Below are 22,418 nucleotides of genomic sequence, written 5' to 3'. Positions count from 1 at the left end.
ATCGCACCGCGCTCGTCGAGCTTCAGGCCCACGGCATCGGCGTTCAGGCCGATGGTGTTGGCCACACGGCCAATCGACACGATCAGCTTGTCCACGTCCAGCGTCTGGGCTTCGCCCTTGGCGTTGGTCCAGGCCACGCTAACTTGTGAATCTTTGCCCTTCTTGCCGGTCTTGACCTCGCCGACCGTGACGCCGAGCTCAATCTTGAGTCCTTGTTTGACGAAGACCTTGTGCGCTTCCTTGGCAATCTGTTCGTCAGCGGCGCCCAAAAACGTGGGCAAACCTTCCAGAATGGTGACTTCAGAGCCCAGACGACGCCAGACCGAGCCCATCTCCAGCCCGATCACACCCGAGCCAATGAGGCCCAGCTTTTTGGGCACGGCGCCCAAGCGCAGCGCACCGTCGTTGGAGAGAATCATTTCCTCGTCAAACGGCGTACCCGGCAAAGCCCGCGCGTTGGAGCCGGTCGCCACAATGACCTGCTTGCCCAGCAGGATTTCCTCGACCGTCCCGGCGACCTTGATCTCGTAGCCGCCATCGACCGCCTTCACGAAGGAGCCCCGACCGTGGAAGAAACTGACCTTGTTTTTCTTCAGAAGGTACTGAATGCCGTCGTTGTTCTGCTTGACCACGCTGTCCTTGCGGGCCACCATTTTGCTCACGTCCAGACTCAGGCCGGAGACCGAAATGCCGTGCTCGGCAAAGTGATGACTGGCATGGTCAAAATGCTCGGACGACTGCAGCAGCGCCTTGCTTGGAATACAGCCCACGTTGGTGCAGGTGCCGCCCAGTGCCGGCCCGCCCTTGCTGTTTTTCCATTCGTCGATACAGGCAACATTCATCCCCAGTTGCGCGGCACGAATGGCAGCGATGTAGCCGCCCGGGCCTGCGCCGATGACGATCACGTCGAATTGTTTGCTCATGAAAATTCCATTTAGTCAGTAGAAGAAAGACCCACCGATGGCACGGACCGGCAGTCCGGCCAAAAAAGGTAGGTCTGTCAGGCGTGCGATTTAGATGTCAAAGAGAAGGCGGGCCGGATCTTCCAGCGCCTCTTTCATCGCCACCAAACCGAGGACGGCTTCGCGGCCGTCAATGATGCGGTGGTCGTAGCTCATGGCGAGGTAGTTGATGGGACGCACCACCACCTGACCGTTTTCCACCACGGCCCGGTCTTTGGTCGCGTGCACGCCCAAAATGGCCGACTGCGGCGGGTTGATGATGGGCGTCGACAGCATCGAGCCGAAGGTGCCGCCATTGCTGATCGAGAACGTGCCGCCGGTCATCTCTTCAATGCCCAGTTTGCCGTCACGGGCCTTGGCGCCGTACTCGGCAATCTTCTTCTCGATCTCGGCAAAGCTCATCTGGTCCGCATTGCGCAAAATGGGCACCACCAGGCCGCGCGGTGACCCGACTGCAATGCCGATGTCAAAGTAGCCGTGGTAGACGATGTCGTTGCCGTCAACCGAGGCGTTGAGCATCGGAAATTTCTTCAGGGCATGCACCGCCGCCTTGACGAAGAAGCTCATGAAGCCAATCTTGACGCCGTGTTCTTTCTCGAACTTGTCCTGGAAGCGTTTGCGCATTTCCATGACCGGCGCCATATTGACCTCGTTGAAGGTGGTCAAAATCGCGGCGGTGGACTGCGACTGCAACAGACGTTCCGCCACGCGGGCGCGCAAACGGCTCATGGGCACGCGTTGCTCGGGGCGCTCACCCAGGGACACCGCCGGCGCTGCAACTTGTGGCAATAAAGCAGCTGTAGCCCTCGCCGGCATTGCAGAAGCAGCTACAATTTTAGGAGCAGAAGCGGCGGCCACCGCACCCAAGACGTCGCCCTTGGTGACCCGACCATCTTTGCCGGTACCGGCAACGGTTCCGGCTGCCAGCTGCTTGTCCGCCATCAGTTTGGCAGCAGCTGGCATGGGCACACCGGCCATCGAGGCACCCGCAGTCGCGGCCGCAGCAGACACCATCACGGCAACCGACGCTGGCACAGCAACAGCGGCCCCGGTCTTGCCTTCGGTGTCAATGCGGGCAATCAACTGTTCGGCCGCGACCGTGCCGCCGTCACCCACCAGCAACTCAACCAGCACCCCGGCCGCAGGGGCTGGCACTTCCAGCACCACTTTGTCAGTTTCGATCTCAATCAGGATTTCGTCGATTGCAACGGCGTCCCCCACCTTCTTCTTCCATTGCAGCATGGTGGCCTCAGCCACGGATTCCGACAGCTGCGGAACTTTTACTTCTACGATAGCCATATCAATTCTTTCGGTATATATTTTTCAAGCCTGGCGGGACAGACCGCAGCGAGCAAAGTCTGACCCAACTCGTCAAGACGTCTCTATTTGCTCAGGATCGAACCTTTGAGCTTGCCAAACGCGCCTTCAACCAGCGCTTTCTGCTGCTCCAGATGCAGATGCGCGTAACCCACCGCCGGCGAGGCAGAGGCAGCACGTCCCGAGTAGCCCAGCTTTTGCCCATCAGCCATGTTTTCGTGGATGTAATGCTGAACGAAAAACCAGGCACCCTGGTTTTGCGGCTCATCCTGGCACCAGACAAGCTCGGTCGCATTGGGGTACTTCTTGAGCTCGGCGGCAAACACCTTGTGCGGGAACGGATAAAGCTGTTCCACGCGCAGGATGGCCACGTCGTCGGCGCCCTTTTCTTCACGCTTCTTCACCAGGTCGTAGTACACCTTGCCGGAACAGACCACCACGCGTTTGACCTTGTCGGCCTTGAGCGCCTTGTTTTCCGGGATCACCGTCTGGAAGCCGCCCTTGGTGAACTCGCTCAGCGGCGAAGCCGCATCCTTGGCGCGCAGCAGCGATTTGGGCGTCATGATGATCAGCGGTTTCCGCAGGTTGCGAACCATCTGGCGGCGCAGCACGTGGAATATCTGGCTGGCCGTGGTGGGCTGTACCACCTGCATATTGCTGTCAGCGCTGAGCTGCATGAAGCGCTCCAGGCGCGCCGAGCTGTGCTCCGGGCCCTGGCCTTCGTAGCCGTGCGGCAGCATCAGTGTGATGCCGTTGACCCGGCCCCACTTCACCTCGCCCGAAGCGATGAACTGATCGATCACCACCTGTGCCCCATTGACGAAATCGCCAAACTGGGCTTCCCAGATGACCAGCGTGCTGGGGTCATTGGATGCATAGCCATACTCAAACGCCAGCACCGCCTCCTCGGACAGGATGGAGTCGATCACCACAAAGGGGGCTTGCCCGTCCGCGACGTTTTCCAGCGGTGTGTAGATTCCTTCGTCAAATTTTTCACGATTCTGGTCGTGAATTACGGCGTGCCGGTGGGTAAACGTGCCGCGGCCACAATCCTCACCGCTCAGGCGCACCGGGTAGCCGCTGGCCACCAGCGAGGCAAACGCCATGTGTTCGCCCATGCCCCAATCCACGGGAATCTCGCCGCATCCCATCGCTGCCCGGTCGGCATAGACCTTCTTCACCAGCTGGTGCGGTGCAATCGTGTCCGGCAGGGTCGTCATGCGCTCCGCCAAACGTTTCCATTCGGCCATCGGAATGGCCGTGTCGGCAGCGTCCGTCCACTTCTTGCCCAAGTAAGGCGACCAGTCCACCGCGTACTTGCTCTTGAAATTGGTCAGCGCAGGATCTTGCGTATGTTTGCCGGCGTCCATGGCGGCACGAAAGGCTTTGACCATGTCATCACCGAGCTCCGCACCGAAGCCCTGGGCCGACAGCTTGTCGGCATACAGACGACGAGTACCAGGATGCTGGGCGACCTTCTTGTACATCAGGGGCTGCGTCAGCGCAGGTGTGTCCTGCTCGTTGTGGCCCAACTTGCGGAAGCAAATGATGTCGACCACCACGTCCTTGCGGAATTCCATGCGGAACTCCAGGGCCAGTTGCGTGGCCAGCACCACGGCCTCGGGATCGTCGCCGTTCACGTGCAGCACCGGCGACTCGATCATCTTGACGATGTCCGTGCAATACAAAGAGGAGCGGCTGTCACGCGGGTCGCTGGTGGTGAAACCGATCTGGTTGTTGATCACGATGTGCACCGTGCCACCCGTGGAGTAACCCCGCGTTTCGGCCAGCGCCAGCGTTTCCATGATCACGCCCTGGCCAGCAAAGGCCGCGTCGCCGTGCACCAGCACCGGCAGCACCTGCTTGCCGTGCGGATCGGCACGGCGATCCATGCGGGCACGCACCGAGCCTTCCACGACCGGGTTCACGATCTCCAGGTGCGAGGGATTGAAGGCCAGTGCCAAGTGCACCGGCCCGCCGGCGGTCGACACATCGGAACTGAAGCCCTGGTGGTATTTCACGTCACCACTGGTCAACTCTTCGGGCGCGGTATGGTCGAACTCGGCAAACAAATCAGCGGGCATCTTGCCCAGCGAGTTGACCAGCACGTTCAGGCGGCCGCGGTGGGCCATGCCAATGACAATCTCCTGCACGCCTTTGGCGCCCGCCAGCTGAATGAGTTCGTCCATGGCGGCGATAAAGCTCTCACCCCCTTCGAGTGAAAAACGCTTTTGCCCCACGTATTTGGTGTGCAAGAAACGCTCCAACCCCTCAGCCGCCGTCAAACGGTCCAGGATATGTGTCTTTTTCTCTGCGGTAAAAGTGGGCTTGCTGCGAATGCTCTCCAGCTTTTGCTGCCACCAGCGCTTCTGGTTCTGATCCGTGGTGTACATGTATTCGGCACCAATCGTGCCGCAATACGTCTCACGCAGCGCGTTCATCAACTCGCGCAAGCTCATGGTTTCTTTGCCGAAGAAGGTATTGCTGGTGTTGAACACAGCTTCCTGGTCAGCGTCACTGAAGCCGTAGAACGAGGGCTCGAGCTCAGGAATTTTTTCGCGCTCCGCACGTTTCAGGGGGTCCAGATCGGCCCAGCGCGCGCCCACATTGCGGTACGCCGCAATCAACTGCTGCACCGCCGTGCGCTTGCGCCCCATTTCAGCGTCGACGCTGGCCACGACAACTTTGGTGCCACCGCGTTTGGCGCGTTCGGCAAAGGCATTGACTACCGGCAGGTGAGGCACGTCCTTGGCATTGCTGCCATCCACGGCGGGCACATGTTGCAACGCATCGAAATAATCACGCCAGGTGTCGAGCACGCTGCCTGGGTTGGCAAGATAGTTTTCGTACATCTCTTCGACGTACGGTGCGTTGCCACCAAAAAGATAGGTATTTGCCTCGTAGGCTTGATAAACCGACGAAGGCGCCGATGCCGTCGTAGTCGCCGCTTGGGACGTAGTCTCACTCATATTCCGCTGACCTCCGTTCCCCTTCAGGGAACATTAGCTGGTTAAAGCTGCTTGTTGATTAACCTTCCGCGTCACGGCTGAACCGTTTGGCGGATGCGACTGTGGCGGGGAAGGGCCTAGTAACGCCCGCGATTGTGCCACCAAAAGAAGCCCTGCATAAAATCGCGGGCATCGAGCGCCGAGCTACCCCGTTATCAAATCCTTGATTTGCTGCAGCGCTGCCGGGTCGTCCATGGTGGTCAGATCGCCAGGATCACGGCCTTCACAGACCGCCTGCACAGCCCGCCGCAGCAGCTTGCCGCTACGGGTTTTCGGCAGGATAGTGACAAAGCGCACGCGCGCTGGCCGGGCCACGGCACCGAGATCGTTGTCGACCAGCTTCATGATCTCGCCCTCCAGCTTGAGGCGTGCAGCGTCATCGGTCAGCAGGCTGGCGTCTTTGACCACGGCAAAGGCCATGGCCACCTGGCCCTTGAGCTGATCGGCCACTCCCACCACCGCCACCTCGGCAATATTGGGATGGGCCGAGATGCTTTCTTCAATCTCGCGCGTACCCAGGCGGTGCCCGGCCACGTTGATCACGTCATCGGTGCGACCCAGGATGAAGAAGTAACCATCGGCATCGCGAATACCCCAGTCAAAGGTGCTGTAAACCATTTTGCCCGGCACGCTGGACCAATAGGTTTTGACGAAACGCTCATCGTCACGCCACACGGTCTGCAAGCAACCCGGCGGCAACGGGCCTTCGATGGCGACCACGCCTTTCTGGTTGGGGCCGGTCAACTCCTCGCCGGTCTGGTCATCCAGCAGCTTGACGTTGTAGCCATAGACGGCCTTGCCGGGTGAGCCGAACTTGGTGGCCATGGGTTCCACCCCATTGCAGAGGGAAAGGATCGGCCAGCCGGTCTCGGTCTGCCAGTAGTTGTCGATGATCGGCTTGCCCAAGCCCTGACTGATCCACTGGGCGGTGGGTTCGTCCAGGGGCTCACCGGCCAGGAACAGGGCGCGCAGACTGGAGAGGTCGTATTTCGTGAGCAAAGCCGGGTCTTGCTTCTTCAACACCCGCACCGCCGTGGGCGCGCTGAACATCACGGTGACTTTGTATTTCTCGACCAGACTCCACCAGATACCACCGTCCGGACGTGTGGGCAGACCTTCATACATGATGGTCGCCATGCCGGCGATCAGGGGCCCATAGACGATGTAGCTGTGGCCCACCACCCAACCAATGTCGCTGGTGGAAAAATAAGTTTCTCCCGCATTGCCGCAGTAAATATGCTTCATGCTGGCGGCCAGCGCCACGGCATAGCCACCGGTGTCGCGCTGCACGCCTTTGGGCTTGCCGGTGGTGCCGCTGGTGTAGAGCGTATAGCTGGCGTGCGTGGCGTCCACCCACTCGCAATCCACCACCGTATTGAAGTGTTTTTGCCGCAAAGCCCCCCACAAATGGTCGCGACCAGCTATTAAATTCATAGCAACCAGCTGACGATCGACCAGCAGCACGGCGTCCGGCTTGTAGCTGGAGAGGCGAATCGCTTCGTCCAGCAAGGGTTTGTAGGCAACCGCCTTGCCGCCGCGCGAGCCGGCATCGGCGCTGATGATCAACTTGGGCTCGGCGTCTTCAATACGCGAGGCCAGCGAGCCCGAGGCAAAGCCACCGAACACCACCGAGTGAATCGCGCCAATGCGTGTGCAGGCCAACATGGCAAACGCCGCTTCGGCGATCATGGGCATGTAAATCAGAACCCGATCGCCCTTTTGCACGCCCAAGTCCTTGAGGGCGGCCGCCATGCGTTGTACTTCGGCATGCAGTTCGCGAAAGGAATAGACCTTTTCGTCGTTGGTCTCGGTGGAGACGAAGATCAACGCCGCTTGGTCGGGTCGGTCTTTGAGATGCCGATCCACCGCGTTGTGGCACAAATTGGTGGTGCCGCCCACAAACCAGTTGGCAAACGGTGGATTGCTGTAGTCGCAAATTTGCCGAGGCTGGGTTTTCCATTCAATGAGTTGGGCCTGTTCGGCCCAAAAAGCGTCACGCTCGGTGAGGGAGCGACGATAGAAATCGGCATACGTTGTCATTATTTTGTCTCCAGTCGGGTCGTAAACTGAATTCATAATTATAAATAGGCAGCTTGCAACAGCCTGACTTACCCACATCCAGTCGGCAAGACCCTTGAAACCTTACTTGATCAGCGCCTGAACCGCCTGGAAAGCCGGGTGTTCCGCGGTGCGTAGCCACTCAAACGCCACCATCTCGGTCGTCACGAGCTCCGCCCCTGCACCGGCCAACCGGTCAAACGCTGCGTCCCGGTTGCGCTCGGTGCGCGAGCTGCAGGCGTCGGTCACCACCCAGACATCGAACTCGTCTTCCAGCAAATCAAGGGCGGTTTGCAGCAGGCAGATATGCGCTTCGCAACCGGCGATCACCACCGTGTTGCGCTCGTCCGCATTCGCTGCGGGCTTTTGCAAGTGCTTGGGCAAGCTGCGGGCATTGCCTGCCACGGGTTTGGCGGGCGGACGCAACCATTCGCCCAAGCCTTCCTCCACGCCGCTGAAATGCATCTTGCTCAAGGTCTGAGCGGCCAAGGCCCTGACCTCGGCCACGTTTTCGCCCAGTTTGGACGGGTTCTGTTCAGTGCCCCACACCGGCACTTCCATCAGTCGGGCCAGCTGCCCCAGGCGCACCGCATTAGCCAGCACCAGGGAACCTTCAAAAATGGCGGGCATCAGTTGGATTTGGTAGTCGACCAAAACGAGTTGAGATTCAGCGGCGTCGAGCAACATGGCAAACTTTCTGGAGAGGTTGAGCTAATTCGAGCAATGGCTGATTAAACCGCAGGTGTCCGCGATCTGCAGTCACCCGTTGCCGCTAGCCGGGCCTGACCCCGCAACCCAAACTCAAAGGCCGGTCTTAACCACCACCCGGCCCCGCACTTTGCCCGCCATCAACTCATGCGCCTTGTCAATGGCACCTTCAAGCGAAACCTCTTGAATCATCGACTCCAGCAGGGTGGCGTCGAGGTCCTGCGCCAAGCGCTCCCAGGCGCGCTTGCGTTTGGCCAGCGGCGCCATGACCGAATCAATGCCCGCCAGCGTCACGCCACGCAAAATGAAGGGCATCACCGTCGTGGGCAAGTCCATGCCCTGCGCCAGCCCGCAGGCGGCCACCACACCGCCGTAACGTGTCTGGGCCAGGGCGTTGGCCAGGGTGTGCGAACCGACGGCATCCACCACCGCCGCCCAGCGCTCTTTCTGGAACGGCTTGCCGGGATTGGCCAAGAGCGCCCGATCCACGATGCTGCTGGCCCCCAGCGACTTGAGATACGCTTCCTCACCCGCTTTGCCCGTGACCGCCACCACGGTATAGCCCAGTTTGCCCAACAAGGCGATCGCCACGCTGCCCACACCGCCGGTGGCGCCGGTGACCAGCACTTCACCCGCGTCCGGTTTGACGCCATGGTCTTCCAACGCCAAGACGCACAGCATGGCGGTATAACCCGCCGTGCCAATGGCCATGGCTTGGCGCGGGGTAAATACGGTCGGCAACTTGACCAGCCAATCGCCCTTGAGCCGTGCTTTCTCACTCAGGCAGCCCCAGTGCGCCTCACCGACGCCCCAACCATTGTGAACAAATACATCGCCCGCCTTCCAGTCCGGATGGCTGGACTCGATCACCGTGCCGGCACCATCGATACCCGCCACCATGGGCCAGCTTCGCACCACCGGGCCCTTGTTGGTGATGGCGAGTCCGTCCTTGTAATTCAGGGTGGAGTAAGCAACGGCAACGGTCACATCGCCCGGCGGCAGCCGCGATTCGTCCACCTGCTGAACCGATGCCTTGAACCCGTCGGCGTTTTCCAACAACAATGCCTTGAACATATAAACCTTGAAAATATATAAAAATCAACAAGTTACGCGGTTAATTTAAAAAACGCTTTAACTTGACACGGCGCTTGAACTGCAAGTATCCTACCCGCCATGCGAATCCCCGCCGCCCTAGTTGCCTTTTTGTTTGCCCTTAGTGCACATGCCAGTCCAGCCGGGACGGGCGATGACATGGATCGATTCCTCGCTGACAAAGGCCTGTTGGCGCGAATTGACCATGTGCGCCAGTCGGTCAGCGAAAAAGCGTCTGAACTGGTTTTCACGGCCATGGGCTTTCTCGGCGTGCCGTACCGGCGTGGCGGCAATACGGTGGAAACCGGCTTCGACTGCAGCGGCTTCGTCAAAGCCATGTTTGAGCAAACCCTGGGCCTGATCCTGCCGCGTAAAGCCGAGCAGCAAGCTGCCGCCACCCAAAAAATAGAGCGAGCCGACCTACAACCCGGCGATCTGGTTTTTTTCAACACCATGCGGCGCGCTTTCAGCCATGTCGGCATCTATGTGGGCGAAGGTAAATTCATTCATTCCCCCAAACCCGGTGCCGAAGTGCGGGTGGAAGACATGGGCTTGGCGTACTGGAACCACCGTTTTGACGGCGCCCGTCGGGTGCAAACCGCCGCGCCAGAGACCCCAGCGCCTCAGGCCCTCCCAGTGGCTGAAGCAGCGGTACGCTGATTCAAAACTAATTGCTATCGCTTCAATAGCACATAGCACCCATTCCACGTGGGCCAGGAGCTAAAAACGCCCCTGATACTTGGCCTTTGCGCCCCCATTGAGCCGGCATCCATTGCCGCTACAGGAGTCCCATGAACGAACGAATTACCCAGATACTTGCCCAAATGGCAGCGCTTGAAAATGATCTGCGCAATGCAGTCAACGAACAAGAGAACAAGATGTTCTTCCAGATCAAGGGCAAGCGGGTGGAGTTCGAACGCTCTGTGAAAGAAGCGCACCGCAAACTCAAGACCAATTTCTTTCGGTGGCTTGTCACCAACCGCCCGCAGAACCTGATCACCGGCCCCATCATTTACGCGATGGTGTTCCCGCTAATGATGCTGGACCTGTGTGTCAGCTTCTACCAGTTCACCTGTTTCCCGATTTACGGCATCACCAGAGTGCGACGCTCCGACTACATCGTGTTCGACCGGCAACACCTCGCCTACCTCAATTTCATCGAGAAATTCCATTGCACCTACTGTGCCTATGGCAGCGGACTCATTGGCTATATGAGTGAGATCCTGGCCCGGACCGAAAGTTACTTTTGCCCGATCAAACACGCTCAAAAGATCCTGGGCACACACTCCCACTACAACCGGTTTCTGGACTACGGCGACGCTACCGACTATGAAGCCCTGTTGGAGGAGTTCCGCGTCGCCCTCGGCAAGAAGAAATAAGCCCATGCCGCGTCTACCGTCGCCGACCAAAGATGAAATAGCAGCGCTTGAACCCCTGAGCCGACTCGGGTTGGGCGATATCGTGGTGGTTTCCACCCGGCAGGAGGCCGAAGTCGCATTCCTTGCGCTGGGCGCCAGCACGGTGCTGGGCTTCGATACCGAGTCCAAACCGACCTTTGCCAAAGCGGAAGTGTCCGAGGGGCCGCACGTCGTGCAGTTTTCCACGCTGCACAAGGCTTATGTCTTCCAACTGCATGACGCGGGGTGCTGCGAGACTGTTTCTCAGCTGCTGGTAGCAGACAGCATTGCCAAGGTTGGATTTGGCCTGGCCGGTGACCATGTGCAAATCATGCGCACTTTGGGCGTACGACCCAAAAACGTGCTCGACCTCAATGTGGTTTTCAGGGAAAAAGGCTACGTGAAAGAGCTCGGCGTCAGAGGCGCCGTGGCGGTGGTGTTCAACCGGCGTTTTTTAAAGTCGAGAAAGGCCACCACCTCGAACTGGGCCAACCGGCAGCTGTCGGAAAGCCAGATCGTCTATTCCGCCAACGACGCCTGGGCGGCAATCAAGGTTTTTCACGCGCTTGGCTTGTCAATGGATTTTTGACACCCATTGACTCGCAAGGCAATGCGTATCGGTCAAAATCAAGAATGACATATATCCCGAAACGTCCCACATAAGGAATGGCCTATGCGAAACCCTTTTGCAAAAATTCAGATTGATTCGCTCCTGTTCCTCAACGGCGCCATCGTCGTGTGTGCGCTTGTCGCCGTTAGTCTCATGGCCGTACTCAATACAGAGGGAATTCAACGCGTGGTGGGCATCAGCGTAGCTTTGATCGCAGTGCTGTGCGTCGTCCTGTCTACCCGGTGGATGCACCGCAGTCTGGTAAAACAGTTGCGCGAGGCGGTAACGGTCGGCAAGCAAATCAGCACTGGCGATTTGACGGGTAAGTTTTCCGAACTGGCGCTCGGTGAGGTCGGCGAGATGCGCCAAGCGCTGGAGGACACCAGCATGAACCTGTTCAACCTCGTGCGCGAAGTACGCAACAGCTCCGTCGCCATCGAAACCATCTCCCGGCGTGTCACCAACGACAATACGGCACTCTCATCGCGCAACGAAACGCAGGCAAGTTCGCTGGAGCAGACCAGTGCCTCACTGGAACAGCTGACGGCTACCGTCAATCAAAACACCGAGAATTCGGTCCGGGCCAATCTTCTGGTGGGCGCCGCGTCCGATCATGCGACAAAAGGAGGCCAGGAAGTGGGGCGCGTTGTGGCCACCATGGAGTCGATCAAGCAGAGTTCGCACAAGATCGTTGACATCATCAGCGTCATCGATGGCATCGCGTTTCAAACCAATATTCTGGCGCTCAATGCCGCAGTGGAAGCAGCACGCGCCGGTGAACAGGGACGCGGTTTTGCAGTGGTGGCTGCCGAAGTTCGCAGTCTGGCGCAGCGCTCGGCAGAAGCTGCCAAGGAAATCAAGACCCTCATCAACGACTCTGTGAACAAGGTCGATTCCGGCAGCAAGCTGGTCAACAATGCTGGAAAAACGATGGGCGATGTCGTCACCTCCATCAAGGAGGTCGCCACGCTGATGAGCGGCATCGCCACCGCCAGCCAGGAACAGAGCGCCGGGATCGCACAGGTCAATATGGCGGTTGCCCAGTTCGATGGCATCCTTCAGGAAAATTCCACCTTGGTAGAGAGTGCGCTGAAATCAGCCTCATCGCTCAATGAAAGCGCCTTGGCACTGGCGCACGCCGTCGAGCATTTCAACCTCGGCTCGGAAATCGGCAACGCAGAAGAGGCGCAGGAACTGGTCAGGCAAGCGCTAGCGTTAGCGCGGCAACAAGGTCTGCCTGCGCTGGTGCAAGAGGTCAAAAAACTCAACAAAAGTCAGTTGCTCAACAAGGATCTCTACATCGCCATTTACGATATGAATGGTGTCGTACTTGCGCATGGGACCAATCGCCATTTCGATGGTGCGGAAGCGATCAACATCAAGGACCCAGACGGCAAGCCCTATGTTCGCGACATGATAGCGACCGTCGCCAACAAGGCTTCCGGCTGGGTGCGTTACAAGTTTGCACATCCCGTGACCACTGAGATCAGAGAAAAATCTGTCTACGTGGAGCGCATTGAAAATGCGATTCTGACCTGTGGCTGTTACGTCCAGTGATCACCCTGCCCCGCGAGGCTTGAGCCGTTTTCATGGCACAATTTCGCGTGGGTCCTAAGCCGCAACATCGATCAACCCATAACGGACTGCCAGCAAAGTCATTTCGGCCTGGTTGATCAAACCCAGCTTTTGCTTGATGTTGTAAAGGTGCGTGCCCACGGTGGAGCTTGAAAGTTTGAGCGTCTCCGAAATCTGAGCCACGGACTGGCCGCGCGCGAGCTGGACAAACACCTCGAACTCCCGCGCCGAGAGTTTTTCCATCGGCTCTTTGTCACCACTGAGATCCTGCAAGGCCATGCGCTGGGCAATCTGGGCGTCCAGATAACGCTGCCCCCTGGCGATGGCCCGGATGGCGTCGATCAGGACTTCCGGCGCACTGCGTTTGGACAGATAGCCCAGCGCGCCCGCCTGCAAGGCTCGCTTGGGATGGCTCGTGTCCTCATGGGCGGACAGGGCCAGAATGCGCGTGCTCGCATTCTTGGCCAGCAAACGCTTGATGGCTTCGATGCCGCCAATGCCGGCCATGGCAATGTCCATCACCACCACATCGGGCGCGGCCGCCTCATAGATCTGGCAGGCCTCTTCCCCGCTGGCGGCTTCCGCCACCACCTCAATGTCGTCACACGCCTGCAGCAAGAGCTTGAAGCCCATGCGCACCACCGCGTGGTCATCTACCAGCATGACTTTCAATCTATTCACCTTCTTGTTGTCTGGTCATCGGCAGGCTGACCCGGACCCGCACACCGGCCGGTTCGATCTGGTCGAGGTCAAAGCTGCCCCCCTGGGCCTGTGCACGCTCGCGCATGCCCAGCACGCCATAGCGGCCCGGTGCCTGAAACGCTTCCAGCCGTCCCGCTCCATTATCGGCAACCTCCAATTGCAGCCAGCCAGCCAAAACATGAATATTCACATCAATGCGACTGGCCTGCGCGTGGCGCAGGGCGTTGTTGACCGCTTCTTGAACAATGCGGTAGACCGCCGTGGACAGCGCATCGTCCAGGCCATCGAGCGGCCCGCTCATCCTCAGGCTCAAGACAACGCCGGGGTGGGGCTCCCGCCAGTCGTCCAGCAGGTCCTGCAGCGCGTCGCGCAGGCCAAAGCGGTCCAGTGCCAGGGGACGCAGCTTGGAAATCAGCCGGTGCACCCCATCGTAGATCTGGTCCGCGCAATCCATCACCAGCCGGGCCGACTGCTCGATCGACGCATCCTGTCCCGCAGCCCGGCGCGCGATGGCCAGGCCCACGCTCTTGATGGCGGTGACCTGCTGCCCCAGTTCATCATGCAGTTCACGTGCAATGGCGCCTCGCTCTTGTTCAATGCGCGCCTGGATAATTTGTGTCAGTTCGCGGTTCTCGGCCAGTGCCTGGGTTGCTTCCTGCGCCTGGCGCCTGGCCAGGACACTGTCCTGCACAGACTGTGCCATACCGTTGAAGGCATGGCTGATCAGACGTCCTTCACGGCCGGACAATGCAGGCAAGCGCGTGTCGTAAGCCCCCTGTGCAATGCTGCGCAAGCCCTGCACCACCCGGTGCAGAGGCTTCATCGCCCGCCCGACCAGGGCATACACCAGCACGTTGCACAACACAAAGCCAGCCAGAACCATCCACAACATGGGGCGCAGATCATCCCAGCCATCAAGCGTGGCGCGCGACGGATCCGCCCGCAACAGGATGCGCCCGTTGGACAGGCGGATCTCTTTCGGGACCAGCGGGGGCGACACGATGCCGGAATACCATTGGGGCGCTTCCCGCCCCGCCTTGTAGGTCGGCAGTGGCGAGTGGTAGATCAGTTGGCCTTGATCGTCGTAGAGCTCGACTTCATTGGACCGGATCCGGCCGACCTGGGTCAGGAATTCGGTCATGCCCTCCAGCCCGCTATAACCGTACACCCAGTTCATCCGCGACAGCAACTGGATCGCCACCACATTGGCTCCAACAACTTCCTCGTGCACGCTGCGCCGCGTGTTGTCAATCTGCAAGCCGATCAGCAGCGAGGCAAAAATCCCCAGCAAGGTGGTGATGATCAGGTTAACTTGCAGTCGCAGACTCATGCCGACCCCGCTTCAGGAAACCGCTGTCCCCACGTCGCGAAATGACCGTGCGTTGCATGGTGCAGGACCGCCTGCGCCAGAGCCCGTGCCATGGCCGGTTCAAAGGGGCTGTGACCGCAACCATCCACCCACTGCAAGCGACTGCCTGGCAGACTGTGGTGTAGCTCCCACGCCGCCTGCGGGCGGCAAATCCAGTCCAGGCGGCCATGCAGAATAGCCGTTGGGACCGACGCCAGGCGGCGGGCCCGCGACAGCAGGTCGGCATCGCCCCAGAAACAGCCATTCATCAGGTAGTGGCTTTGCACCCGGTACTTGTCCACCCGCGTTGCGGCGGCGTCGCCAGCGGGAAGATCAGCCCGCGGTGGCATGGATTGGGGCTGCGACAGCGCCGCCTCCCAGGCCTCCCAGTCCCTGGATCGCGCCAGCGCCTCTTGCGGCTGATCGCCATGCAGGCCCGCACTGAGCCAGCGCAGCAGGTTCCCGCGCGCGGCCAGCGGAGCCCGCTGTGCCAGCGCCGCCCAGGCATCGGGCAAGAACTGCCCGGCGTGCTGAAAAAACCAGTCCTGATCCGAGGTCCGTCCCAGAAACACCCCCCGCAACACCAGCCCCAGGCAGGACGCGGGGTGGGCCGCCGCATAGGCCAGCGCCAGTCCCGCGCCCCACGAGCTGCCCACGACCAGCCAACGCGCAATACCCAAATGCTGGCGCAGACGCTCGATGTCGGCCACCAGATGGTCGCTGGTGTTGGCATGCAGCGCCCCCCGGGGCAGGCTGCGGCCACAGCCCCGCTGGTCGAAGAGAACGGCGCGGCAGCGCACTGGATCAAACAGCTGGCGATGCCGTGGCGAGCAGCCACTGCCGGGGCCTCCGTGCAAAAAAATCAGGGGTAAACCCTCGGTTTCCCCGCATTGCTCGTAGTAAATTCGGTGGCCATCACCCACATCGAGCCAGCCGGACGCAAAGGGCTCCAGCGGCGGGTACAGCGCATCAGGCAAAGAGGTCTCTTTTCATGGTCACCATGCTAGCGCCATTCCGGCCTGAATACGGCGACCCGCACACCTCAAGCAGCAAGGCCCCTATCGAACGCGTGAAAATCATGAAAATCATGAGGCTCCAATCCATATTTTCTCGATGCCTCGAACCGACAAAACAGAGCAAACTGTTTTCCGTGTCGGCAGATGCGCTGCGGGCACGTCAAACCGCGTCTTGCGGAAAAAACACACAGGAGACACTGAATGAAATGGGAAAAACCCGCTGCCAGCGACATGCGCTTTGGCTTTGAAATCACGATGTACATCGCCAATCGCTGATCCCGTCCAGCCAGCCCGCCGGGGCCACCCGGCGGGCTGCATGTGTGATTTTTTTTCAACCCCGCCCGTGACCCGCCTCTGGGCCGCTCCCGGCTGGCATGCGGTTTTGTGCTGAGCCGATATCAGGAATACTCCCGTTTGAAAATACATGTTCTAGGTTCCGCAGCAGGCGGTGGATTTCCTCAGTGGAACTGCAATTGCCCCAATTGCGATGGGTACCGCCAAGGCAGCAAACGCGTGACGGCGCGGACCCAGTCGTCCATCACCGTCAGTGCCGACCATGACAACTGGGTGTTGTTCAATGCCTCACCCGACATCCTCCAGCAAATCCGAAGTTTTCCCGCTTTGCAGCCAGCGCGAGCCCTGCGTGACACCGCCATTCGCGCTATCTTCCTGATTGACGCGCAGATCGATCACACCACCGGCCTGTACATGCTGCGCGAGCATCGCCAGCCGCTTGAGCTGTGGTGCCATGCGCTGGTGCGCGAAGACCTGATGAGCGGCAACCCCCTGCTCAGGGTGCTGGAGCACTACTGTGGCGTCAACTGGCGTGATGTATCTCTGGGCGACTCGGGATTCAACATGGAGGGTGTACCCGGCCTGCACTTCACGGCCCTGCCCCTGATCAGCAATGCACCGCCTTATTCACCGCATCGGGACCGGCCCCAGCCCGGCGACAACGTTGGTGTGACCATCACCGACACCGCCTCCGGCAAACGCCTGTTCTACGCCCCCGGCCTGGGCCAGATGGAGCCCCATGTCTGGACTGCGATGCAGGCCGCCGACTGCGTGCTGGTCGACGGCACCCTGTGGAGCGACGATGAAATGATCGCGCTGGGCGCCTCGCAAAAAACCTCGCGCGCCATGGGCCACCTGCCACAAAGCGGGCCCGGCGGCATGCTGGAGTGGCTGGACCAGTTGCCGGCCAGCACCCGCAAGGTCCTGATTCACATCAACAACACCAACCCCATCCTCGACGAAGACAGTCCGCAGCGGGAAGCGCTGACGCGCCGCGGCATCGAGGTGGCCCATGACGGCATGGAGATTGAACTATGAGCAGCACGCCCGCACCGTGGAGCAAGCAAGAATTCGAAGCCCGGCTGCGCGGCAAGAGCAGCAGCTACCACATCCACCACCCCTTCCACCTGATGATGGCCCAGGGCACGCTCACGCGAGGGCAATTGCAGGGCTGGGTCGCCAACCGGTTCTACTACCAGATATCGATCCCGCTCAAGGACGCAGCGATCCTGTCGAACTGCAATGACCGCGAGATCCGGCGCGAATGGATCCAGCGCATTCTGGACCATGACGGCTACCACATCGGCGGCATCCAGGACCCGGGCGGCATCGAAGCCTGGATCCGGCTGGGCGAGGCCGTCGGCCTGTCGCGCGACGATGTCACCACCCTGCGCTATCTGGCGCCGGCAGCACGCTTTGCGGTCGACGCCTATGTCAACTTCGCCCGCCGCCAGCCCTGGCAGGAAGCCGTGGCCTCCAGCCTGACCGAGCTGTTCGCCCCGCACATCCACCAGCAGCGCATCGACACCTGGCCGACCCAATACCCCTGGGTCGATGCCGCCGGCCTGCACTACTTCAAACAGCGCCTGACCCAAGCCCGGCGCGATGTGGCGCATGGCCTGCATTTCACGCTGGACTACTTCAGCCAGACCCGCGCCCTGCAGGAACGGGCACTGGAAATTCTCCAGTTCAAGCTCGACGTTCTGTGGGCGCTGGCCGATGCCATCATGCTCAGCCAGTGCGAGATCGAGATCAAGGGCCCCAAGGCATGAGCAGCCGGGCCGCTCCCAAGGCGAATACCGCAGCGCACGGCGCGGAGCTTACCCCATGAGCACGCCACAAACAGCCATCGGTCTGGACGACCGGCCCCGGGTGGCAGGTCATTTCCGCCTGCAATGGGAAGAGGTGCAAAAGGCCTGGGTCCTGCTGTACCCCGAGGGCATGGTCAAACTCAACGGCAGCGCCGGCGAAATCATGCAGCGCCTGGACGGCGAGAAAACCGTGCAAGCCCTGATTGACGAGCTGGAGCGCGCGTTCGAGACCACGGCGCTGGCCGCCGACGTGCTCGATTTTCTGGCGGTGGCACAGCGCCAGGGCTGGGTCAAGCCATGAGCGGCGCTTTGGCCACGCCCGGCCCGCCGCTGTGGCTGCTGGCCGAGCTAACCTACCGCTGCCCGCTGCACTGCGTGTTCTGCTATAACCCGGTGAATTTTGCCAAGGTCGGGCCGGAGCTGTCGACCGACGACTGGCTGCGCGTGCTGCGCGAAGCGCGTGCCGCCGGCAGCGTGCAGTGCGGCTTCTCCGGCGGTGAACCCATGCTGCGCGACGACCTTGAAGTGCTAGTCACCGAGGCCCACCGCCTGGGCTTCTACACCAACCTGCTGACCTCCGGCGTCGGCCTGACCGAAGCGCGTGCCGCCGCGCTCAAACTCGCCGGTCTCGATCACATCCAGCTCTCGTTCCAGGACTCGACCCGCGAGCTCAACGACTTCCTCTCGCACACCAAGACCTTCGACCTCAAGCGTCGCACGGCCCGGATGATCAAGGCCAACGGCTGGCCCATGGTGCTCAACTGCGTGATCCACCGGCTCAACATCGACTACATCGAACAGATCATTGAACTGGCGGTGGAGCTCGGCGCCGAGTACCTGGAACTGGCCAACAGCCAGTATTACTCCTGGGCCGAACTCAACCGCGATGGACTGCTGCCTTCGCGCGAGCAGCTCGAACGGGCCGAGCGCGTCACCAACGCCTGGCGCGACAAGCTGGGCAACCAGCTGCGCATCTTCTTCGTGGTGCCCGACTACTATGAAACCCGCCCCAAGAAATGCATGAACGGCTGGGGCAACGTGTTCCTGACCATCACCCCCGACGGAACGGCGCTGCCTTGCCACACCGCCAAAATGATCCCCGGCCTGGACTTCCCCAATGTCAGGGAAATGAGCATTCAGGATGTCTGGTACGCCTCGCCGGGCTTCAACCACTTCCGTGGCGATCGCTGGATGAAAGACCCCTGCCGTACTTGCCCTGAAAAGGAAAAAGACCTGGGCGGCTGCCGCTGCCAGGCCTTCATGCTGACAGGCGATGCCGCCAACGCCGATGCGGTATGCGACAAGTCACCTGCCCACCACCGGGTGCAAGAGGCGGTGGCCTACGCCCAGATACCGGATGCCCAGCGCAGCGTGGTCAAACCCCTGGTGTTTCGCGACCCGAAGGCCTCGCACCGACTCACCGATTCCAATACCGAAGCATGAAAGCGCGTCTTCGACCGGTCTTTATCCTGCCAACGCTCAACTCACCCGAATCAGCTTTTTGTTGACAAATTCCTGTATGCCCGCGCCCGACAGTTCGCGGCCGTAACCGGAATTCTTGACGCCGCCGAAAGGCAGCTCAGGTGACGATGCGGCGCCCGAATTGATGAACATCATGCCGGTATCAATCCGGCGCGCCAGCCGTTTGCCGCGCTCGATATCCTGCGTGAACACCGAGCCGCCCAGGCCAAACGGCGAATCGTTGGCCAGGGCCACGGCGGCATCCTCGTCGGCCACCCGAAAAAACAGGGCGACCGGGCCAAAGAACTCTTCTTTGTAAGCCGGATTGCTTTTGCTGATATCGGTCAGGATCGTCGGCTGCATGAACGCGCCGGGCTGGCCGTCGATACGTTTGCCGCCGACCAGCACGCGCGCGCCCTGGGCGACCGCGCCCTCCACCTGCCCCAGCAAGTTCTTGAGCGCCTCGGCCGAGGACAGCGGCGCCAGCGTGGTTTGCTTGTCCATCGGATCGCCGGGTTTGAAGGTTTCAAGCGCTGCCTGGAATTTTTCCAGGAAACGATCGGCCAGCGCGTCCACCACGATGAAACGCTTGGACGCGGTACAGGCCTGGCCTGAGTTGTCCATCCGCCCGCTAACGGCGTGTTTCACCGCCTTGTCGAGATCGGCATCTTCCAGCACGATGAAGGCGTCGCTGCCGCCGAGTTCCATGGTGGTTTTCTTCAGATTCTGCCCGGCCCGCGCCGCCACCACCGCGCCTGCGGCTTCGCTGCCGGTGAGCGCCACGGCCCGGATGCGTGCATCGTCTATGACCTGGGCAACCTGGTCCTTGGAAAGAAACAGATTGGTGTAGGCGCCGGCGGGCGCGCCCGCTTCCTGCATCAGCCGCTCGAAGGCCAACGCACATTGCGGCACGCTGGAGGCGTGTTTCACCATCACCACATTGCCAGCCATCAGGTTGGGCGCGGCAAAGCGGGCGATCTGGTAATACGGATAGTTCCACGGCTCAACGCCAAACAGCACGCCAATCGGGCTGCTTTCCACCATCGCTTCGCCGCCACGGGTAGACAGCTTTTCAGGTGCCAGAAAGCGCTCGGCATTGTCGGCGTAGTAGTCCAGGATGGCCGCGCTCAAGGCGACTTCGCCCAGGCTTTGCCGGATCAGCTTGCCCATCTCCAGTGTGATGAGCTGGGCAAACTCTTGCGAGCGCTCACGCAGGATGGCGGCGGCGCGCGCCAGGACGGTCGCGCGTTCGGCATAGCTTTTAAGGCGCCAGTCGTTTTCAAAACAGCGGGATGCCTGCTGGAGCTTTGCTTCGAGCTGCGCGGCGTCAATCTGCGCGAAGGTCTGAAGGACTTGACCGTCGTAGGGGTTGGTGCTTTGGTAAGCCATGGTTTCCTCCTTGAATCAGTGAATGGATAAGTGGCAATCTGAAAAAAAGTCTTATGCCGCCTGCCGCTGCAGTGTGGGGTAATCGCTGCAGCCGTGCACGCGGCCGTCGTAAAACATCAAGCGCTCAGGGGTATTGAGGGTCCCGATGCGCCCACTCAGTTGCCTGCGGCGTAACAAGCCGGTGGACTCACCACAGTTTGGCGCAATTGCCGCTCAAAACAATAGTCTCGCTCGGACCGGTCGGCGTAGCGCTGGTCTCCAAGGTCACCAGCAGCTTGCCAACTTTGGACAGCAGCTTCTCCGAGGTGTCGGTCAGTTGTGCAACCGCCTTGCCACTGCTGGGGACCGTGCCCAGCGAAAAGGCTGGCCCGTCGACTGGCAGCGCCCACAGCACCAGGCGCCCACTGCTTGGCGCGGTGATGGGGCCAATCACCTTGAATGCCACGGTCTTGCCATGGCGCAGTGAACTGACCAGCAGTTTGCCGTTACCCTGCGCGTCGGAGAGCACGCCGACATAGCTTTGCGGCAGAATTTCTCCCGTGCGCATGGCGATTTGGTCGGTCGACACGAACAGTGCCGGTGCGCTGACAAACAGCAGCGTGGCGGCGATCATGCCGCCGGCCAACCCACCCAGGCCGAAGCCGGCAGGTTTCCGCCAGCCAGCCCAAGGCGCACGTCGCATTGCGGCCGCAGGGGCCGCCTGGGGGCGTGTGCGCGCCGAGATCGCGGCCCACAGTTTCGGTGAAGGCTGCTGCGCCGGGATTGAGTTGGCCAGTTGACCCAGCCGCATTTCCCATTGCGCGACCAGCAGGGCGACATCCATGCGGTCACGTTGCAGCCGCTCGAAACGCCGCCTGGCGCCTCCGTGCAAAGTGCCCAGCACATAGGCCGAAGCCAAGTGTTCCAGCAGTGTCGGGTCGGTATACCTCATGCCACCACCCCTTGCGCGCTCAGGCACGCTTTGAGTTTTTCCAGTCCGCGTCGGATCCATGCCTTGACCGATCCCAGTGGTGCGCCCATTTGGGTGGCCACTTCGGTGTGCGACAAGCCCTGGTAATAGGCCAGCGCCAGGCTTTGGCGGTAGCTGCCATCGAGTGACTGCATGCAAGCCGCGATGTGCAGGGCCTGCGTGGCCTGCTCCAGCAACTGCATGGCACTGGGGGCCGGGTTGGTGGTGGTTTTGATGTCGTCTTCCTCGATGTCGCCTGAGTCGGGAAGCTCGTTCTCCTTGCGGCGCACCCGTGAGCGCAGCGCGTCGAGCGCCTTGTTGCGGACGATGGCTATCAGCCAGGTCATGGCCTGAATGGTTTGCCCATTGATCTCACTGCGGTAGGCGCCAGCGTTTTTCCAGATGCTCACATATGCCTCTTGCAGCGCGTCTTCGGCCGCATGTCCTTGTCCCAATATACGCACGGCGACGCCAAACAGATGCGTGTGGGTGCGCTCAAATATTCTTGCAAAGCTGGCGTGCTCACCCTGCGCGGTGTTTGCGATCAGCGTCTCCAGGCTGGCGTTGTCATTTGTCATGCTGGCGAGTATAGGCAGAAGCCCCATGCCATGAGCCTGTCTTGCCCGCGGCACGAAGTAGAGGGTGTCGGCTTGCATCCGATTTCCAAGTTGCGTCGTTTGTAGACGGTACGCAGCGCGCGCATCGGCCATCCAACCGGGTG

General features: G+C 60.6%; 21 protein-coding genes. 9 read left to right on the top strand and 12 right to left on the bottom strand.

The genetic code is table 11. The annotated features are described in order from the left end of the window. From B3V69_RS20280 to B3V69_RS20255, 6 genes are all read right to left on the bottom strand, one after another. On the bottom strand, positions 1–923 hold a 923-nt coding region (locus B3V69_RS20280; RefSeq protein ID WP_296449510.1), incomplete at its 3' end, for an FAD-dependent oxidoreductase. A gap of 90 nt (positions 924–1,013) precedes the next feature. After that, positions 1,014–2,261, bottom strand: a complete 1,248-nt coding sequence (gene odhB, locus B3V69_RS20275) for a 2-oxoglutarate dehydrogenase complex dihydrolipoyllysine-residue succinyltransferase (protein ID WP_296449509.1) — start codon at positions 2,259–2,261, stop codon at positions 1,014–1,016. Between the two features lie 83 nt (positions 2,262–2,344). After that, positions 2,345–5,248 (bottom strand): 2-oxoglutarate dehydrogenase E1 component, encoded by a 2,904-nt coding sequence (locus B3V69_RS20270; RefSeq protein WP_296449506.1) that lies wholly within the window; start codon positions 5,246–5,248, stop codon positions 2,345–2,347. Between the two features lie 183 nt (positions 5,249–5,431). Then, positions 5,432–7,327: a propionate--CoA ligase gene (locus B3V69_RS20265; protein WP_296449503.1), complete on the bottom strand. Its 1,896-nt coding sequence runs from the start codon at positions 7,325–7,327 to the stop codon at positions 5,432–5,434. Between the two features lie 102 nt (positions 7,328–7,429). After that, positions 7,430–8,032, bottom strand: coding sequence for an isochorismatase family protein (locus B3V69_RS20260; RefSeq protein ID WP_296449501.1), 603 nt, complete (start codon positions 8,030–8,032; stop codon positions 7,430–7,432). A 114-nt stretch (positions 8,033–8,146) separates the two neighbouring features. After that, the gene (locus B3V69_RS20255) at positions 8,147–9,127 is read right to left on the bottom strand and encodes an MDR family oxidoreductase (RefSeq protein ID WP_296449498.1); all 981 of its coding nucleotides are present in this window, start codon (positions 9,125–9,127) and stop codon (positions 8,147–8,149) included. Positions 9,128–9,226: 99 nt separating this feature from the next. Here B3V69_RS20255 and B3V69_RS20250 point away from each other — a divergent pair, with 99 nt between their 5' ends. The 4 genes from B3V69_RS20250 (at position 9,227) to B3V69_RS20235 (ending at position 12,709) form a co-directional block, all read left to right on the top strand. Then, entirely contained in the window at positions 9,227–9,805 is a 579-nt protein-coding gene (locus B3V69_RS20250; protein ID WP_296449496.1) for a C40 family peptidase, read from the top strand. A gap of 131 nt (positions 9,806–9,936) precedes the next feature. After that, positions 9,937–10,524 (top strand): hypothetical protein, encoded by a 588-nt coding sequence (locus B3V69_RS20245; protein WP_296449493.1) that lies wholly within the window; start codon positions 9,937–9,939, stop codon positions 10,522–10,524. Between the two features lie 4 nt (positions 10,525–10,528). Further along, the gene (locus B3V69_RS20240) at positions 10,529–11,131 is read left to right on the top strand and encodes a 3'-5' exonuclease (RefSeq protein ID WP_296449489.1); all 603 of its coding nucleotides are present in this window, start codon (positions 10,529–10,531) and stop codon (positions 11,129–11,131) included. A gap of 84 nt (positions 11,132–11,215) precedes the next feature. Beyond that, the gene (locus B3V69_RS20235) at positions 11,216–12,709 is read left to right on the top strand and encodes a methyl-accepting chemotaxis protein (RefSeq protein WP_296449487.1); all 1,494 of its coding nucleotides are present in this window, start codon (positions 11,216–11,218) and stop codon (positions 12,707–12,709) included. A 54-nt stretch (positions 12,710–12,763) separates the two neighbouring features. Here the strand turns inward: B3V69_RS20235 and B3V69_RS20230 are convergent, their stop codons facing one another. From B3V69_RS20230 to pip, 3 genes are read right to left on the bottom strand one after another with little or no spacing between them, the layout of a single operon-like run. Further along, the gene (locus B3V69_RS20230; RefSeq protein ID WP_296449518.1) at positions 12,764–13,390 is read right to left on the bottom strand and encodes a response regulator; all 627 of its coding nucleotides are present in this window, start codon (positions 13,388–13,390) and stop codon (positions 12,764–12,766) included. A gap of 10 nt (positions 13,391–13,400) precedes the next feature. Then, entirely contained in the window at positions 13,401–14,759 is a 1,359-nt protein-coding gene (locus tag B3V69_RS20225) for an ATP-binding protein (protein ID WP_296449483.1), read from the bottom strand. Continuing rightward, complete coding sequence (gene pip, locus B3V69_RS20220; protein WP_296449480.1) at positions 14,756–15,754, bottom strand: prolyl aminopeptidase; 999 nt, start codon at positions 15,752–15,754, stop codon at positions 14,756–14,758. The genes B3V69_RS20225 and pip overlap by 4 nt, the downstream gene beginning before the upstream one ends. A gap of 240 nt (positions 15,755–15,994) precedes the next feature. Between pip and pqqA the strand changes: the two genes are divergently transcribed. The 5 genes from pqqA to pqqE all read left to right on the top strand — a co-directional run bounded on the left by pqqA (position 15,995) and on the right by pqqE (position 19,341). Beyond that, entirely contained in the window at positions 15,995–16,069 is a 75-nt protein-coding gene (pqqA, locus tag B3V69_RS20215) for a pyrroloquinoline quinone precursor peptide PqqA (protein ID WP_293661505.1), read from the top strand. Positions 16,070–16,207: 138 nt separating this feature from the next. Then, positions 16,208–17,125 (top strand): pyrroloquinoline quinone biosynthesis protein PqqB, encoded by a 918-nt coding sequence (gene pqqB / locus B3V69_RS20210; RefSeq protein ID WP_296449477.1) that lies wholly within the window; start codon positions 16,208–16,210, stop codon positions 17,123–17,125. Beyond that, positions 17,122–17,859: a pyrroloquinoline-quinone synthase PqqC gene (gene pqqC / locus B3V69_RS20205; RefSeq protein ID WP_296449475.1), complete on the top strand. Its 738-nt coding sequence runs from the start codon at positions 17,122–17,124 to the stop codon at positions 17,857–17,859. Before pqqB ends, pqqC begins: the two co-directional genes overlap by 4 nt. Positions 17,860–17,914: 55 nt before the next feature. Continuing rightward, positions 17,915–18,199, top strand: coding sequence for a pyrroloquinoline quinone biosynthesis peptide chaperone PqqD (gene pqqD, locus B3V69_RS20200; RefSeq protein WP_296449473.1), 285 nt, complete (start codon positions 17,915–17,917; stop codon positions 18,197–18,199). After that, positions 18,196–19,341: a pyrroloquinoline quinone biosynthesis protein PqqE gene (gene pqqE, locus B3V69_RS20195; RefSeq protein ID WP_296449469.1), complete on the top strand. Its 1,146-nt coding sequence runs from the start codon at positions 18,196–18,198 to the stop codon at positions 19,339–19,341. Before pqqD ends, pqqE begins: the two co-directional genes overlap by 4 nt. A 36-nt stretch (positions 19,342–19,377) precedes the next feature. Here pqqE and B3V69_RS20190 read toward each other — a convergent pair whose 3' ends face one another. The 3 genes from B3V69_RS20190 to B3V69_RS20180 all read right to left on the bottom strand — a co-directional run. Further along, the gene (locus B3V69_RS20190; RefSeq protein ID WP_296449466.1) at positions 19,378–20,748 is read right to left on the bottom strand and encodes an NAD-dependent succinate-semialdehyde dehydrogenase; all 1,371 of its coding nucleotides are present in this window, start codon (positions 20,746–20,748) and stop codon (positions 19,378–19,380) included. A 187-nt stretch (positions 20,749–20,935) separates the two neighbouring features. Beyond that, positions 20,936–21,679, bottom strand: a complete 744-nt coding sequence (locus tag B3V69_RS20185; protein ID WP_296449461.1) for an anti-sigma factor — start codon at positions 21,677–21,679, stop codon at positions 20,936–20,938. After that, positions 21,676–22,418, bottom strand: a 743-nt coding sequence (locus tag B3V69_RS20180; RefSeq protein ID WP_296449459.1) for an RNA polymerase sigma factor, incomplete at its 5' end; no start/stop codon positions are given. The genes B3V69_RS20185 and B3V69_RS20180, both read right to left, overlap by 4 nt.

The sequence above is a fragment of the Rhodoferax sp. UBA5149 genome, from assembly GCF_002413825.1.
Classification (GTDB): Bacteria; Pseudomonadota; Gammaproteobacteria; order Burkholderiales; family Burkholderiaceae_C; genus Rhodoferax.
The sequence above is the reverse complement of the archived record's forward strand: the minus strand, read 5'-3'. Positions and strand labels throughout refer to the sequence as shown.